The sequence below is a fragment of the Maricaulis alexandrii genome (assembly GCF_005871165.1).
In the GTDB taxonomy this organism is placed as follows: Bacteria; Pseudomonadota; Alphaproteobacteria; order Caulobacterales; family Maricaulaceae; genus Maricaulis; species Maricaulis alexandrii.
In genome coordinates this window covers 351654-365637 of the sequence record NZ_SWKP01000008.1, presented here as the reverse complement: position 1 = coordinate 365637, position 13984 = coordinate 351654, and the positions used below count along the sequence as shown (strand labels likewise).

Here is a 13984-nt window from a genome sequence, read left to right as displayed (position 1 = left end):
CTCCACGGGCTCAAAAGCCCAAGGTGCCCACGACCCGTCCGACGCCAAGCCTGTCTGGCGGTGGTGCGCCAGACAGGCTGTCCCGGAAGACAGCCCAATCTAGCACCCAACTCACATACAAGGTGCCCTGAAAGGGCGGATGAGGGGGCCGGCGAGGTCTTCGCGATTGCCTGCAACCACCGGGATTTTCCCCTCTCCCGGCGCATGCGCGCCACCCTCTCCCCAGGGAGAGGGAGTATTTTTTCTGCCCCCGCGCAGCGGGGGAAGTGGACCGAAGCAGCGCTTCGGGCCGAAGGGGGCGCCCGCCTCAGGCGGGCGTGGATCGTGCCAGCCTCAACCCCCTCCTTCTCCCCGGGGAGAAGGTGCCGCGAAGCGGCGGATGAGGGGGGATGGCGGGGTCTTCGAGACTACCTTTAAACACCGGGATTTCCCCCTATCCCGGCGCATGCGCGCCACCCTCTCCCCAGGGAGAGGGCGTGCTGAACCAGCCAAACTTATCCCCACCCTGAAAACCTGTGAGAGACTTTCCTCGACTTCCGGGAAGAGAGGCGCGAGCTCAGTCCCTTGTGCCCGGAAGTGTGCGGAGCCTGTCCGCGCGAGGGGGTGACATCCCAAGCTCCGGCAGGGCCATCGCCCGGGCCACACGGCACAAGGTCACGACCGTGCTGGCACCCAGGCGGTTTCGGTGCGTCGCCCGCAAGGGAAGACGGTCAAATCTCCGCGTGCGGGAGACCGGTCAGGTCACTCACACTCATAGCAAAATCCGACCCGTCAGGTCTCCCGCACACCTCTCATACCGCCAGGCGGAAACGCCGTGGCGCTCTCGGCGCGGCTAGCTGCCAAAGCCCAGCTGACTGGCGGCAATCCCCACAAGCGTAATCGCGACGATGGCTGCCAGATTGATCCGGAAACCGGCCTTGATCATCTGGCCCTGGGTGACCGCGCCGGAGGCATAGACGATCGCGTTCGGGGCGGTGGCGACGGGCAGCATGAAGGCGGTGGAGGCGGCGATCGCGACCGGGACCACGAGCTGGTCCGGCGGCACGCCCGCCTCGATGGCGATCACGCCCAGCACGGGCAGGAAGGCGGTTGTGGTGGCGACATTGGAGGTCAGTTCGGTCAGGAAGACCACGACGGTCACGGTAATCAGAATGAGAAGAGGGACCGGGAAATCGGCGAGGAATTCGAGTTGGCCGCCCAGCCATTCATCCAGGCCAGTCGAGCCGAGGGCCGCGGCGAGCGACAGGCCGCCGCCGAACAGGATGACGACATTCCAGGGCAGGCGGCTCAGCGCTTCCCAATTCATCAGGGCTTCGCCCCGGCCATCCTTGCGATTGCCGGCCGGGACCAGAAAAGTTGCCAGCGCCCCCATGACGGCGATCTGCGTATTGCCCAAGCTCAGCGTGATGGGCAGGTCCAGCTGTTCACCGATCCAGGCGAGCATCGGATTCCAGCCCCAGAACCATTCGCCGCCGGGCACGCCGGGAATCCAGCCGATCAGGAAGGAGGGAAGTTTCGCACCCATCCACAACAAGGCCACGACGCCGAACAGGATGGCAACGCGCTTTTCCGGCGTGGTCATCCGGCCGAGCCCCGCCAATTCCTCGTCCACCAAGGCTTCGGCGGCCTCGCTCTCACCCTTGCCCTTCAGCGGGAAGGCCCAGCGCGTCAGGACGAACCAGCCGGCCGGGATGATCAGGATGACGGCGGGCAGACCCAGTCCCATCCAGCTGGCAAAATCGATCGTGCGGTCGAACTCGTTTTGCAGATAGCCGATGCCGATCAGATTGGTCGGCGTGCCCACCGGCGTCGCCATGCCGCCGATCGAGGCCGCATAGGCCACACCCAGGGCGAGGGCCGGGGCGAAGAATTTCGACGTCTTGCCCTCGCGTTCGACTTCTTCGGCGACCTTGAGGGCGATCGGGATCATCATCAGTGTGGTCGCCGTGTTGGAGATCCACATGGACAACAGGGCCGAGGCCAGCATGAAGCCGCCGACCAGGGCGGCCGGTCCGCCGCCGAACTTGGAGACAATGGTCAGCGCGATCCGCGTGTGCAGATTCCAGCGCTCGATGGAGAGGGCGACAATGAAGCCGCCCAGCAGGAGCATGACGATCGGGCTGGCATAGGGCGCAGTGGCTGCGGACGTCGAGGTGATGCCCAGCAGCGGGAAGACCGCCATCGGGATCAGCGCTGTGGCGGCAATCGGAATGGCTTCCGTCGCCCACCAGGCAGCCATCAGCACGCCCAGCGAGGCCAGCAGCCAGGCTTCGCGGCTCAGCCCGTCCGGCACGGGCAGGAATTGCAGCAGGATGGCCAGCGCTAGGCCGGTCCACAGACCCATGGTCTGGCTTCGTGTCAGGCCCAAAGACGCCTCCCCAGTCGTCTTGCGGCGGCCAAGGTCGGCAGGTCTGTGATCAGGCGTTCGGGTCTTCCGAAGAGCCTTTTTTCACGAACCGGCGGTCGCAATAGCCGCACTCGACGAAGTCGTCTTCGCCCATTTCCAGGTAAACCCGGGGATGGCCCAGCGCGCCGCCACCGCCATCACAGGCGATGCGGTGGTCTTCGGTGACGATCACTTCCGGCGGCGGAACCGGGATGGATGCATTGGCCATTGTCGGTGCCCTCATGGACAGATGATGAGACGATCCCTAGGTATACTGCCTAGTTATGGCGGTTGACCCGTTGACGTCAATTCCGAGGCGACATGTCCGACAGTTCAAACCTTCCCGAATACGCCCTTGAAGCCATCGGTCTGAAGAAGACCTATCGCGGGTCCGGCTCGGCGCCGCCCAAGGAAGCCCTCAAGGGCGTGGACCTGCGCGTGCCGCGCGGTTCCATTTTCGGCCTTCTCGGTCCCAACGGGGCGGGCAAGTCGACCTTCATCAACATCTTTGCCGGCCTGGTGAACAAGACCTCCGGAACGGCGCGGACCTGGGGCATCGATATCGACCAGGACAGCCGCGCCGCCCGCGCCGCGATCGGGGTCGTGCCGCAGGAAATCAATATGGACGTGTTCTTCACGCCCTATGAGACCCTGGAACTCATGGCCGGCTTCTACGGCGTCCCCAAATCCGAGCGCCGCACGGATGAATTGCTTGAGGCGGTCGGCCTGTCCGACAAGCGCGATGCCTATGTCCGTCAATTGTCCGGTGGCATGAAGCGGCGCCTCCTGGTCGCCAAGGCCATGGTCCATGCGCCGCCTGTCCTGGTGCTCGATGAGCCGACGGCCGGGGTCGATATCGAACTGCGCCGCCAGCTCTGGGACTATGTGCGCGAACTGCATGATCGCGGTACGACGATCGTGCTCACCACGCACTATCTCGAGGAAGCCCAGGAACTCTGCGACGAGATCGCCATTGTCGACCAAGGTGAGGTGATCGCCTGCGAGCCCAAGGAAACCCTGCTCAAGCGGATGGATTCCAAGACGCTGGTGATCGAACCGGTCGAAAGCCTGACCGAGGTCCCGGCCGAGCTGGCCGGTTATGATGCGGAGATCCGTCCGGGCGGGGCCCTGGCCATCACCTATCGCTATGGCGAGCAGTCCGTGGCCGAGATGATCGAGAAATTCCGGGCCTCCGGGAACCGCATCGATGATCTGCGCACCGAGGAAGCCGATCTGGAAGATGTCTTCCTGGCCCTGACCTATAATCGTGAACCGGCCTGACCTTTTGCGCTAGCGGGACAGGGCCGGGACATGTCCCCTGCAACCTGCCCTTTTTCCGGCACGATTGGACCGCAGTCTGCGTGTGCATCCAGGGGGATGCACAGCGGACTTATCCGCACTGAAGAAAGGGAGGGTATCATGCGTGCACATCCGGTCCGGCGAGCATTCGCTTTCATGGTCTCGGTGCCGCTTTTCCTCGCCCTCGCCTGGTTCTTCGGCATTTTCCTCCAGCCCCAGGGGCAGATCGGTGCCGGTTTCGCGGCGGGTCTGATCCTGGTTTCGGCCCTGGCCGCGCTCTGGGTCCATGCTTGGATCCTCAAACCGGGCCCCAAACTGCGCTTCCGCAATCGCGGGGTCGATGGTTATGACCGGGATTGGGGGGTCGGCCTGACCGGCTATGCCGAGCATCAACGCGGTGGCCGTCGCCGCCGGGATGATGAGACCGGGGATGATCTGGGTGGCCGGCGCAATTCCGGCGACATGGATGATGCCGATGGCGACGGGATGGAAGACGGCTCATTTGCCTGATCCCACGGGCGTTCGACGCTCTGCATGAGGCCCGCTCGATTTGGACGGGCCTCTTTTTCTTGACGACAATTCGATAACTAGCTAATTGTCTAATCATGAGTGATGTCTTCAAAGCCCTGGCCGACCCGACCCGCCGTCAGGTTCTCGAACGCCTCAAGGCCGGTCCGAAATCCGCTGGCGAGCTGGCGGATGGGTTTCCGGTCTCCAAACCCACCATGTCCGCGCATTTCGCCGTGCTGCGCGAAGCCGGTCTGGTGACCACGGAGCGCCAGGGAAAGTCGCTCATCTATCATCTCAACGTGTCCGTCCTGGAAGAAGCCCTGCTCGGCTTTGCCGGCCTGTTCGGCCTCGGATCCGACACTCCCAAAGGAGATCCCCAATGATCACCCGCAATCTCGGCTTCGCCATCGGCTATGCTGTCCTCATCATCCTGGCGGCGCTCGCGGCCACGGCGGCGAATGATCAGGGATGGATCCCGGATGACATGCCGGACCGGGTCATGGGCATCATCGCCGGGCTGACCGTGGCCGTCTTCTCCAACCCGGTCGCCAAACGCCTGCCAGGGGAAGCGGCCAAACCGGGTCAGGCGGCCTTCAAGCGCTTCTTCGCCCGGACCATGGTGCTGGCCGGGCTCGGCCACAGCCTCGTCTGGCTGTTCGCCCCGATCGGCCTTGCCGCCTGGATCGCGATCGCCGTCATTGTGGCCGGCTTCGTCCTGATCGCCGCTCGCGCCCTGTTCAAGGGCACCGGCGCGGCCTGCTGAAACAACAAAGCGCAACCCAATTGCGCCCCGCCCCTGCATCGGGTAAGCCTCGCCCTGAAACGCACCCATAGCTCAGCTGGATAGAGCGCTGCCCTCCGAAGGCAGAGGTCTCAGGTTCGAATCCTGATGGGTGCGCCATTATTCCCTTCTTCCCGCTCCGCTCGACCCGAGCCTGTTGCCGCATTCGGTGACGGAGCCGATACTCTCTGGGACGGGCGCAAGGCTGGGGGGGTTGGGTCTGGTGCCGCCGGGCGGGCCATTCTCGCTTCGATCGAACGCAACACCCAACTCTTTCCAGTGTTCGGACAGCGTCCGGGTGAGATGCGCCGTTCAATCCGGAGCTTCGAGCTTGTTGGAGTCAGGACGTCTGGATCCCTGAAGAAACAAGTTCAGCGGAACCGCTTGTCTCCGAACAATTTGGTCACCACTTCCGCACGTGGTCAACGAGGGCACGAAGCTTCGGCGCCATGTGTAAGCGCTGAGGGAAATAGAGATAAAAGCCCGCGAAAGGTGGCAAGTATTCTTCAAGGAGCGGAACCAGGCTGCCTTGCGCGAAGAATTCCTCGAAACACTCCCACGGACCAAATGTGATGCCGCCATTGGCTATGGCGACGCGCAGCATAAGGCGCAAGTCGTTGGTGGTAACCTGCGGTTCGACGGCAACATTGAAGGGCTGACCCGCATCCGAAAACTCCCACCGCCACGGCGCCGTTTCCGGTGCAGGTCGCCAGCCGATGCATCGATGTTTCAGCAGGTCGCTTGGGTGCTTGGGAGTCCCGGAGCTGGTGAGGTAGCCAGGCGATGCGGCAGCGATCTCACGCTGTGGGCCACCGACTGGCACCGCGATCATGTCCTGCTCAATGACTTCGCCGAGCCTGACGCCGGCGTCAAAGCCATGTGCGACTATGTCGAATTCATCATCCGTGACGGTCACGTCGATTGTCACTTCGGGATGTTGCTCCGCGAACCGTGCCAATAGCGGACCGGCCAGAAAGGGCTCGGCAATCGAGGCCACCGCCAACCGCAGCCTGCCCCGGGGGACCTCGTCACGTGCTTCAAGCGCATCTTGCACAGACTGAAGCGGGCCGCGCACACTTTCTACCAGCCGTGAACCGGCCTCCGTCAGCCGCACCGAGCGCGTGGTGCGCATCACCAGCTGCTGGCCAAGCGCGTCTTCCAATCGCCTGACGCCCTGGCTGACAGCAGAGCGTGTCACTCCGAGTCTATCTGCAGCTGCGCGAAAGTTCCGCTCTTCGGCCACGGCGATCAGCAGCGGGATAAGATTAAGATCCATTGTCGAGTTTTGCTAACCACTTAGTTCAGGACTGGCGGGGTACCGGAAACAATAACCGGGGTCCATTCATGGCTGAAGTCAAACTCAATAGGAGCCAATCATGACCAAGGTGATCCTCATCACTGGAGCATCCAGCGGAATTGGTGCGGGTATCGCACGTGAATTGGCGCTCATGCCCGATGCCAAACTCCTGCTGGGGGCACGACGCACAGACCGTTTGGGGGCGCTCGCGGACGAGCTGCGTGCCGAGGGCGCGGTGGTTGAGACCGCTGCGCTGGACGTCGTGGATCGCCTAAGCGTTCAGTCCTTCGCCAAGCAGGCGATGGCCTTGTGGGGTCGGGTCGATGTGCTGGTCAATAATGCGGGCGTCATGCCGCTGTCACCACTGGCGGCGGGCGAGCATGACGAGTGGGATCGCATGGTGGATGTGAATATCAAGGGTGTTCTCTGGGGAATCGGGGCCGTTCTTCCGGCGATGGAAGCGCAAGGATCCGGGCAGATCATCAACATTGGTTCTGTCGGGGCTTTGCAATCGGTCCCGACGGCCGCCGTGTATTGCGGCACGAAGTTTGCCGTACGCGCGATCTCGGATGGTCTTCGGCAGGAAAGCAGCGCGGTCAGGGTCACCTGTGTGAATCCCGGCGTTGTGGAAAGCGAGCTGGCGTCAGGCATCACGCACGCCGAAACCAAGGCGTTCATCGACGACTATCGCGCTATCGCATTGCGCCCAGCTGACATTGCCCGCGCGGTCCGACAATTGATTGAAGCGCCGGCGACCGTTGACACAACAGAAATCACTATCCGTCCGACGGCTTCAGTACAGTAGAAAGCCAAGGGGCAATGTCTTCCCTCGATTTCCCAAGGGTTCCCAGTGTGTCTCGGGCTCGGATTAGCTCAGGCTAAATTACGCCCTCCGACCATCCACGATCATCGAGAGGCTGGAGAAGATGTGATAAAGGATGCTGGCGGGGACGTCCTTGGCATCGGGGTTTCCGGCCGCGTCATAACTGTCCATCCAGCGTCCCGGGCCGCCATCCGTGAGATAGGATTGGAAGAGCTTGTCCACCAGGCTTTCCACGTCGGTGAGGCTGGTCGCATTGGGCGTGCTCAGCCGGGCGCGGAGCATTTCGGTCTGGGGCCAGAGGCGGCGGCCGGCATCGATCGGAGTGCCGTCCGGTGCCACACAATTGCAGGCAAACCCAGTATCGTCGCAGCGGCCATGCGTGTCGGCCCCGGCGATCAGGCGGCGGCGCCAGCTGGCCAGGTCGCGGCCGGACAGCATTTCGAATTTCGCCAAAAGGGTTGCCCATTCATAGGCATGGCCTGGTTCGATCCGGCCGCCCTTGTCCGGGTGCGGTTGCCAGTCCTTGTTGAAATGCTCGATCACGCAATCATCCTGGGGATCGAACATGTAGCGCTCGAACAGGGTGACAATCCCCAGGGCACGGTCCAGCCAGTCCGGTGTGCCGAAGGCCTCGTAGAGCGCCAGGAAGGCTTCCAGCAAATGCATGTGCGGATTGGCCCGCAGCGCATTCCGGCCGGTATTGTCATCCCAGTATCCGCCGCCAAATCCGCCTTTCGGCCGGGCCATGTTGGCGTCCAGGACGGCCACGGTCTTGCGGGCCCAGGCTTCCAGATCGCCACCCATTCCGGCCCGATGCGCCCAGGCGCAGGCTGTCATGACGAAGGCATGGTCATAGGTGTCCAGCCGATCGTCCAGAATTGTGCCTTTTTGATCAAGGCGATGGGCAAAACCCTTTCCGCCCTGCCAGGCCTGTTCGAACAGGTAGGACAAGCCTTTTGCCATCAGGTCGTCGGCGGGGCCGTCCCAGCCCAGGATCTTGGCATGGGCGAAGGCATAAATCTGTCGTGCCTGAACCCGGGTGCGACGATAATCATGTGTTTCTTCAACCGGATCTGTGAGGGACAGGGCTTCCCGGAAGCCGCCATTCTCCGCGTCCCAGGCATGCTCGGCCCAGAAGGGCATGAGTTCGGTGAACAGCCAGTCCCGGACCCGCTCTCCGATCTCGGGCGGCAGAAGATGGCCGACCCCAAAATGCTCGGACGCGGCAGCCCCCAGCTTGACCTCTTGGGCACAGGAGAGGTCGGCCACGAGCAGGTTGCGGCCCTGGGCAATAATGGCAAGGTTTTCAACGCCCAGTGCCGTGATGAAGGCACCGTCGGAGCGGATCAGCGTATTTGTGTTCGACCGGGACAGGACCGGGCCGCTGGCCGCACTCGCCCCCGGTTCGGCGAGGTTTTCCAGCAGGGCCTTGTAATCTCCGAGGTCACTCCAGCCCATATCCACCGGTACCACCTTCACGCCCTGTTTGCGGCTGAGCGGCTCCATCACGGCGTAGTCGATGGAGATGGAGGGCGATTGGGCAAAGGCGTCCGGGTCGAGAATGCGGGTCTGTCCACTCTGGCCTGAAAGAGCCTTTTCCACGGCCCGCGGAATGTCCGGCGCGAAAGAATTCAGCGCGTCCAGCACGGTATCGGCCCGCGCCAGGAAGATGCCGGCATTCCAGTAGTAGCGGCCCGTATCCAGATAGGATTGCGCGGTCTCTGCGTCCGGCTTCTCCACGAATTGCCGAACCTCGCGAACAGTCCCGGCATCGGAGGCGCTTTCGATATAGCCATAGCCGGTCGCCGGATGGTCAGGTTCAACCCCGAAGGTCAGGACCAGGCCGCGCTCTGCGGCCAGGGCGGCTTCCCCGATCGCAGCGTGGAAGGCTTTGATGTCCTTTATGTGATGGTCGGACGGCAGCAGAAGGATGAGGTCATCCGGTGCCACGGAAAGAGCGGCTGCTGCGGCCGCCGGGGCCGAATTGCGGCCAAAGGGTTCCAGAATGGCGGCGCAATCAGGCAGGAGGCTCTCGATCAGATTGCGATGCTTGAGGGATCCGATCACCAGCGGGTCACCGAAGGCGAACCCGTCGGGCAAGGTGCCCGACGCTTCGGGGCCGACCCGCGCGAGGGTCTCCTTCAGCATGGGAGCCTGTCCCGTCAGGGCCTGGAACTGCTTGGGGCGCAAGGCGGACGATAGCGGCCACAATCGTGTCCCGCTTCCTCCGGCCAGGATGATCGGTCTGATCACCATATCGTCCCCCTCATTCGCGCCATTCAAATCCGCTCAGCCAAGTCTAAACCCGAAACGGGTTTATAAACCGGTACGCTTTCGCAGAGATTTGACTGTCCCCGATCGCTACAAAACCTGCCCGTGTCACACAGGGTGACAGGGATCCACAAAACGGCTCCCCCTCCGTTCGTCTCCCTGCGCGTGCAGGCCTTGCCTGACAAGCACGAAAGCACATATTGCAGTTGCGAACAATGCCAATACGACCGGAGCGAGGCGAGGGGAGGCCTGCTGACCGATGTCATGCAAATCACAGGCCGGATCAGGGGCTTATTGCATATCCCGCCGGACGCAGAAATCGGCATAGGCGTCGGCCAATCCCGACTCCAGCGGAATTCGCGCCCTCCAACCCAGCCCATCCAGGATGGATGTGTCCAGCTGGCGCCGTGGTGCCCCATCAGGCCGGGCCGGATCAAACTGCAATTCGCCGGACAATCCGACCACGCGCATGATGGTGCGGGCGAGGTCGGCGATGGTCAGGTCCTGACCGCTGCCCACATTAACCGGCGTGGCACCGGAATAGTGCTCCATCAGATGACACAGGGCGTGGGCGCAATCATCGACATGCAGGAAATCCCGCCGGGCCTGACCGCTGCCCCAGACATGCAGGTCGGCGTCCCCTTTGCGGCGGGCCTCGTCGGCCTTCCGGATCAGGGCCGGAATGACATGAGAGTTCTCCAGGTCATAGCGATCGCCGGGCCCATAGAGATTGGTCGGCAGGGCCGCGATATAGTTGGACTTGTACTGGCGGCGATAGGTCTCGCACAGCTTGATGCCGGTCAGCTTGGCCATGGAATAGCCTTCATGGGCCTCTTCCAGGGGGCCGGACATCAGGCTGACCTCCCGCAGGGGCTGGGAGGCCGAGACCGGGTAGACCGCCGACGAGGCGACATAGAGGAGTTTCTCAACGCCGACCTGGCGCGCGGCTTCGATCACATTGACGGCGATCATCATGTTGTCGCGCATGAATTCGGCTGGCCGGGTCTTGTTGGCCAGAATGCCTCCAATCGTGCCGGCGGGCAGGAAGACAATTTCTGGCCGGGCGCGTTTGGCCCAGTCCGTCGTGGCGTCAGGGTCGCGCAGATCGAGGCTCTTCCGGTCGGCACCCACCAGATCCCGGCAACCGCGGCGGTCGAGTTCCCGGACCAGAGCCGAGCCCAGCATGCCCGTGTGCCCGGCGACCCAGATCCGTTTGCCGTCCAGGCAAAAGTCCGGTTCCGGACTCACCGTACAGCCTGCTGGGACAACGCCTTGCCAATGACGCTCTCAAACCGGTCGGCTACCCGGTCCAGATCGAAATTCGCCTCCGCATAGGCGCGCCCGGCCTGTCCGGCTGTCGCCGCCTTGGCGGGTTCTTCCAGATAGGTTTTCGCGGCGGCGACAAATCCGTCGAGATCGCCCGGAGACACCACGGTGCCGGCCCCGCTCTCCTTGAGAATGCGGGCGGCCAGATTGTCGGGGGGCGCCGACAGGATGATGGGCCGGCCGGCACACAGATAGGACAGGACCTTGGATGGGACCGAAAACTCGCCCGCTTCTTCCTCGATGACAGCCGTCAGCACGTCGGCTGAAGCCAGCACTTCTGAAAAGCGTTCGAAGGGTTGAAGGGGCAGTAAGTGCAAATGGTCCAGTCCGCCCGCTGTCTTGGCCTTGGCCAGGGCTTCCTGGCCCACCCCGAAGGCGACGACCACCATTTCGGCCAAGCCGGAGCGGGCGATCGCTTCAAGCAAGCGGGGGTCATGCTTCAGTGCCAGAGTGCCGGTGTAGAGGCAGGTCTTCTGGCCGGTCAGATCATGTTCGCGGGCCCAGGGATTGTCTTTCTCGCCAAGGGGGATCTCATCGATCGCGCCCCAGTTGGGAATGACGGATATCCGGTCTTGCGGGATGCCCCAAGCATCCGTCTGGGTGCGGAAAGCATCGGTAATCAGGATGATATGATCGGCCGCCTGCATCTGGCGCCGGTCAAGAAATTTGTACCAGGCCCCGACCATGTGCCCCGGACCGGGCAGCTTCTTCTGCAACAGGCGCGCCGCCGCGATCGAATAGAAATCCTGGCACCAGAAGACGAAGGCAGCCCCGGCCCTGCGGCACGCCTTCAAGAGTGGCTCCTGGGCCTCGGTGGGGGTGTTCCCTGACAGCACGATATCAGGGCGTTCGCGCTCGATCAGGGCAGCAATCGCCTGACCGTAGGCAATGTCACCGGCCCGGCGTTTGATGAAATTGGTCTTGGAGTATCCGGTTCCGGTCTCGACCGCGGCAAATTCCAGCCCGGCCGGATCGTGCGGTTGACGGGTCATCCGCCCTTTCGGCCCGGCATCACCGGCGAAAAAGGCGTGGATGACATCATGACCCCGGCTTGCCAGGCGTCGGCTCAATTCGGCCTGAAACGGATGCCCGGCATAGTCGTGCAGCAGGATTTTCATCCGCCAACCCCCATCCGGCGGATCCTATTCAGCGGCCGCGCGCTGATTGTGGAGGCGCTGGATTTCACCGGAAATCCAGTCATAGGTCTTTTCCATGCCGGCGCGCAGGGATTGCGACGGGGCCCAACCCAGCTTCTCCTGGATCAAACGGTTGTCGGAATTGCGACCGCGCACACCCAGCGGGCCGGGAATGTTGTTGATGCGGGTATCCTTGCCGGCGATATCGATCACCATTTCGGCCAGGCCGTTGATCGTGACCATCTCCTCGGATCCGATATTCACCGGGCCTTCAAAATCCGAGCGCAATAGTCGGATCGTGCCTTCCACGCACTCATCGACATAGAGGAAGGACCGGGTTTGCAGCCCGTCTCCCCAGACCTCGATCATTTCGCCGGGGCTGGCCAGGGCCACTTTGCGGCACATGGCCGCCGGGGCCTTTTCCTTGCCGCCCTGCCAGGTGCCCTCCGGCCCGAAAATATTGTGGTATCGCGCCACACGGTTTTGCATGCCGAAATTGCGGTTGTAGGCAAGGAAAAGACGTTCGGAGAACAGTTTCTCCCAGCCGTATTCGCTGTCCGGATTGGCCGGATAGGCGCTGTCTTCGGCGCAATTGGGATTGTCCGGATCGAGCTGGTTGTGTTCGGGATACATGCAGGCCGACGAGGAGTAGAAGACCCGCTTGTTGTTGCGCTTGTAGCAGGCGTCGAGGACGTTCAGATTGATCGTCGCCGAGTTGTGCATGATGTCGGCGTCATTCTCGCCGGTGAAGATATATCCGGCACCGCCCATGTCTGCGGCCAGCTGGTAAACCTCGTCGAATTTCCGGTCGATGACATCGCGAACCACAAGTTGGTCGCGCAAGTCTCCGATGACGAAATCATCGGCCTCGGTTTCGGCGTGTTCGTTGAATTTGAGGTCAACGCCACGGACCCAGAAGCCCTCTTGTTTCAGTCGTTTGACTAGGTGGCCACCAATGAATCCCCCGGCGCCACATACCAAAGCTGTCTTGGCCATTTCACCGATCCCCCGATCCAGTGACTGCACGTAAAAATAGAATGATGCGCTGCAGCATGGCCGTCAACAGAATTCGGGCCCAAAACGCGCCCCTTATCCCTCATTCCTTAGGCTGGTCTTAGAATTTCTCTCATTGCTGCACGGGTTTGTGCGGTTTTGCGGTTGCGAAAAAAAGGAGAAACACATGACGGCTGATCGACATTTGGCGAGCGGGCTGACCAGTCCGCCGCTACGGGCCTTCTCCATTCTTCCGGATGATCAGACTGACCTCGTCCGGCCCATACGCGGTCTCATGGTCGCGATTGCCGGCGATGTTTCAGTGGTCACGGAGGCAGGTGACGAGGTCGTGCTGCCCGGGCTTTTGCCGGGAATCCAGTATGCGATCCGGGCGCGCCGCATCCGGGCCACGGGGACGAATGCGGATGGTCTGGTGGGGTTGGCCTGATGCCGGAATTGGGAATCGGTCTGGGACGCCCGGATCCACGGCCGTCCTGGGTGACCGTCGGGGCTCGGTTCGACCTGGACTTCGAACACGGGCGCTATTGGGATGGCAGGGTCCGGTCCCGGGTCGAGGACGTGACGGCCTGGGCGGGCGGGGCGCCGGTTCTTGATGCCGAGGGCCTCATCTGCGATGGCAGTCAGGCTTGGGTTTTTGATGATTTGCCTGGCTTGTCGGACGCGCGGACGGCCTATGCCGTGCGCGTTGAACTGACCGAGGAACTGGGTGCCAGTGACCCGGGGTATTTGGCCATTCTTCACGCCGGCAGTCTGGCCGACCGTCTGGCCTTGCTGACGACCCGGACAGGCCTGGCGTCGAGGATGACGGTGAGCGGGCAGGAGGTCTTCACGCGGACCATCGCTCAGCCCGCCAACAGCCGTTATCACGCCATGCTGGGTGTCCGGCCTGACATCGCCTACCTGGAGCGGCACAGCCATCTGCCTGTGACGGACAATGCCGTGGCAATGCCGCCATGGTCGGCACTGACGGTTCTCGAGATCGGCGGCTTCAACGCCACCCTGCCGCTCAAGGGTGTTGTGCATCGCCTGACCGTCTGGGCGGGTCTTGCGGTACCGTCGACCAACCCGGATGGGCCTTGATGCAAGCGTGTTGCGGCGCAGCAAGCGCTCGACTACGGTTTTGAGGTCACGGGCCGGTCCT

Annotated in this window: 14 protein-coding genes and 1 tRNA gene; 8 read left to right on the top strand and 7 right to left on the bottom strand. The window is 62.7% G+C overall.

Annotation, left to right across the window (positions count from 1 at the left end; all coding sequences use genetic code 11):
- Positions 1-832: 832 nt before the first annotated feature.
- Positions 833-2368 carry an SLC13 family permease gene (locus tag FCS99_RS12815; RefSeq protein ID WP_233352817.1) on the bottom strand — a complete coding sequence of 512 codons (1536 nt, stop codon included), beginning with the start codon at positions 2366-2368 and terminating at the stop codon, positions 833-835.
- Positions 2369-2417: 49 nt separating this feature from the next.
- The gene (locus FCS99_RS12810) at positions 2418-2615 is read right to left on the bottom strand and encodes a zinc-finger domain-containing protein (protein WP_138513153.1); all 198 of its coding nucleotides are present in this window, start codon (positions 2613-2615) and stop codon (positions 2418-2420) included.
- A gap of 92 nt (positions 2616-2707) precedes the next feature.
- On the opposite strand from FCS99_RS12810, the gene FCS99_RS12805 reads away from it, so the two are divergent.
- The 5 genes from FCS99_RS12805 to FCS99_RS12785 all read left to right on the top strand — a co-directional run bounded on the left by FCS99_RS12805 (position 2708) and on the right by FCS99_RS12785 (position 5096).
- Entirely contained in the window at positions 2708-3667 is a 960-nt protein-coding gene (locus FCS99_RS12805; RefSeq protein ID WP_138513151.1) for an ABC transporter ATP-binding protein, read from the top strand.
- 138 nt (positions 3668-3805) lie between these two features.
- A complete protein-coding gene (locus tag FCS99_RS12800; RefSeq protein WP_138513149.1) occupies positions 3806-4195 on the top strand; it encodes a hypothetical protein in 390 nt (129 codons plus the stop codon).
- Positions 4196-4290: 95 nt separating this feature from the next.
- Positions 4291-4578: an autorepressor SdpR family transcription factor gene (locus tag FCS99_RS12795; RefSeq protein ID WP_138513147.1), complete on the top strand. Its 288-nt coding sequence runs from the start codon at positions 4291-4293 to the stop codon at positions 4576-4578.
- Positions 4575-4958 carry a hypothetical protein gene (locus tag FCS99_RS12790; RefSeq protein ID WP_138513145.1) on the top strand — a complete coding sequence of 128 codons (384 nt, stop codon included), beginning with the start codon at positions 4575-4577 and terminating at the stop codon, positions 4956-4958. Before FCS99_RS12795 ends, FCS99_RS12790 begins: the two co-directional genes overlap by 4 nt.
- Before the next feature lie 61 nt (positions 4959-5019).
- Positions 5020-5096 (top strand) — tRNA-Arg (locus FCS99_RS12785).
- A gap of 283 nt (positions 5097-5379) precedes the next feature.
- Here the strand turns inward: FCS99_RS12785 and FCS99_RS12780 are convergent.
- The gene (locus tag FCS99_RS12780; protein ID WP_138513143.1) at positions 5380-6252 is read right to left on the bottom strand and encodes a LysR family transcriptional regulator; all 873 of its coding nucleotides are present in this window, start codon (positions 6250-6252) and stop codon (positions 5380-5382) included.
- Between the two features lie 100 nt (positions 6253-6352).
- Between FCS99_RS12780 and FCS99_RS12775 the strand changes: the two genes are divergently transcribed.
- Positions 6353-7078, top strand: a complete 726-nt coding sequence (locus FCS99_RS12775) for an SDR family oxidoreductase (RefSeq protein ID WP_138513141.1) — start codon at positions 6353-6355, stop codon at positions 7076-7078.
- 78 nt (positions 7079-7156) lie between these two features.
- On the opposite strand, the gene FCS99_RS12770 is transcribed toward FCS99_RS12775, so the two are convergent.
- From FCS99_RS12770 to FCS99_RS12755, 4 genes are all read right to left on the bottom strand, one after another.
- The gene (locus tag FCS99_RS12770) at positions 7157-9352 is read right to left on the bottom strand and encodes an AGE family epimerase/isomerase (protein ID WP_138513139.1); all 2196 of its coding nucleotides are present in this window, start codon (positions 9350-9352) and stop codon (positions 7157-7159) included.
- A gap of 306 nt (positions 9353-9658) precedes the next feature.
- Positions 9659-10615, bottom strand: a complete 957-nt coding sequence (locus FCS99_RS12765; RefSeq protein ID WP_233352816.1) for a GDP-L-fucose synthase family protein — start codon at positions 10613-10615, stop codon at positions 9659-9661.
- Positions 10612-11811: a glycosyltransferase family 4 protein gene (locus FCS99_RS12760; protein WP_138513137.1), complete on the bottom strand. Its 1200-nt coding sequence runs from the start codon at positions 11809-11811 to the stop codon at positions 10612-10614. Before FCS99_RS12760 ends, FCS99_RS12765 begins: the two co-directional genes overlap by 4 nt.
- Positions 11812-11835: 24 nt before the next feature.
- Entirely contained in the window at positions 11836-12825 is a 990-nt protein-coding gene (locus FCS99_RS12755; RefSeq protein ID WP_138513135.1) for an NAD-dependent epimerase/dehydratase family protein, read from the bottom strand.
- Between the two features lie 184 nt (positions 12826-13009).
- Here FCS99_RS12755 and FCS99_RS12750 point away from each other — a divergent pair, with 184 nt between their 5' ends.
- Together FCS99_RS12750 and FCS99_RS12745 are read left to right on the top strand one after the other, a co-directional pair.
- On the top strand, positions 13010-13270 hold the full coding sequence (locus FCS99_RS12750) for a spike base protein, RCAP_Rcc01079 family (RefSeq protein ID WP_138513133.1): 261 nt from the start codon (positions 13010-13012) through the stop codon (positions 13268-13270).
- The gene (locus FCS99_RS12745; protein ID WP_138513131.1) at positions 13270-13923 is read left to right on the top strand and encodes a hypothetical protein; all 654 of its coding nucleotides are present in this window, start codon (positions 13270-13272) and stop codon (positions 13921-13923) included. Before FCS99_RS12750 ends, FCS99_RS12745 begins: the two co-directional genes overlap by 1 nt.
- The last annotated feature ends 61 nt before the right edge of the window (positions 13924-13984 follow it).

Excerpts from the sequence above, each read along its gene's own strand:
- FCS99_RS12810 (WP_138513153.1), bottom strand. The coding sequence starts at position 2,615 with ATGGCCAATGCATCCATCCCGGTTCCGCCGCCGGAAGTGATCGTCACC.
- FCS99_RS12805 (WP_138513151.1), top strand. The coding sequence starts at position 2,708 with ATGTCCGACAGTTCAAACCTTCCCGAATACGCCCTTGAAGCCATCGGT.
- FCS99_RS12800 (WP_138513149.1), top strand. The coding sequence starts at position 3,806 with ATGCGTGCACATCCGGTCCGGCGAGCATTCGCTTTCATGGTCTCGGTG.
- FCS99_RS12795 (WP_138513147.1), top strand. The coding sequence starts at position 4,291 with ATGAGTGATGTCTTCAAAGCCCTGGCCGACCCGACCCGCCGTCAGGTT.
- FCS99_RS12790 (WP_138513145.1), top strand. The coding sequence starts at position 4,575 with ATGATCACCCGCAATCTCGGCTTCGCCATCGGCTATGCTGTCCTCATC.
- FCS99_RS12780 (WP_138513143.1), bottom strand. The coding sequence starts at position 6,252 with ATGGATCTTAATCTTATCCCGCTGCTGATCGCCGTGGCCGAAGAGCGG.
- FCS99_RS12775 (WP_138513141.1), top strand. The coding sequence starts at position 6,353 with ATGACCAAGGTGATCCTCATCACTGGAGCATCCAGCGGAATTGGTGCG.
- FCS99_RS12770 (WP_138513139.1), bottom strand. The coding sequence starts at position 9,352 with ATGGTGATCAGACCGATCATCCTGGCCGGAGGAAGCGGGACACGATTG.
- FCS99_RS12760 (WP_138513137.1), bottom strand. The coding sequence starts at position 11,811 with ATGAAAATCCTGCTGCACGACTATGCCGGGCATCCGTTTCAGGCCGAA.
- FCS99_RS12755 (WP_138513135.1), bottom strand. The coding sequence starts at position 12,825 with ATGGCCAAGACAGCTTTGGTATGTGGCGCCGGGGGATTCATTGGTGGC.
- FCS99_RS12750 (WP_138513133.1), top strand. The coding sequence starts at position 13,010 with ATGACGGCTGATCGACATTTGGCGAGCGGGCTGACCAGTCCGCCGCTA.
- FCS99_RS12745 (WP_138513131.1), top strand. The coding sequence starts at position 13,270 with ATGCCGGAATTGGGAATCGGTCTGGGACGCCCGGATCCACGGCCGTCC.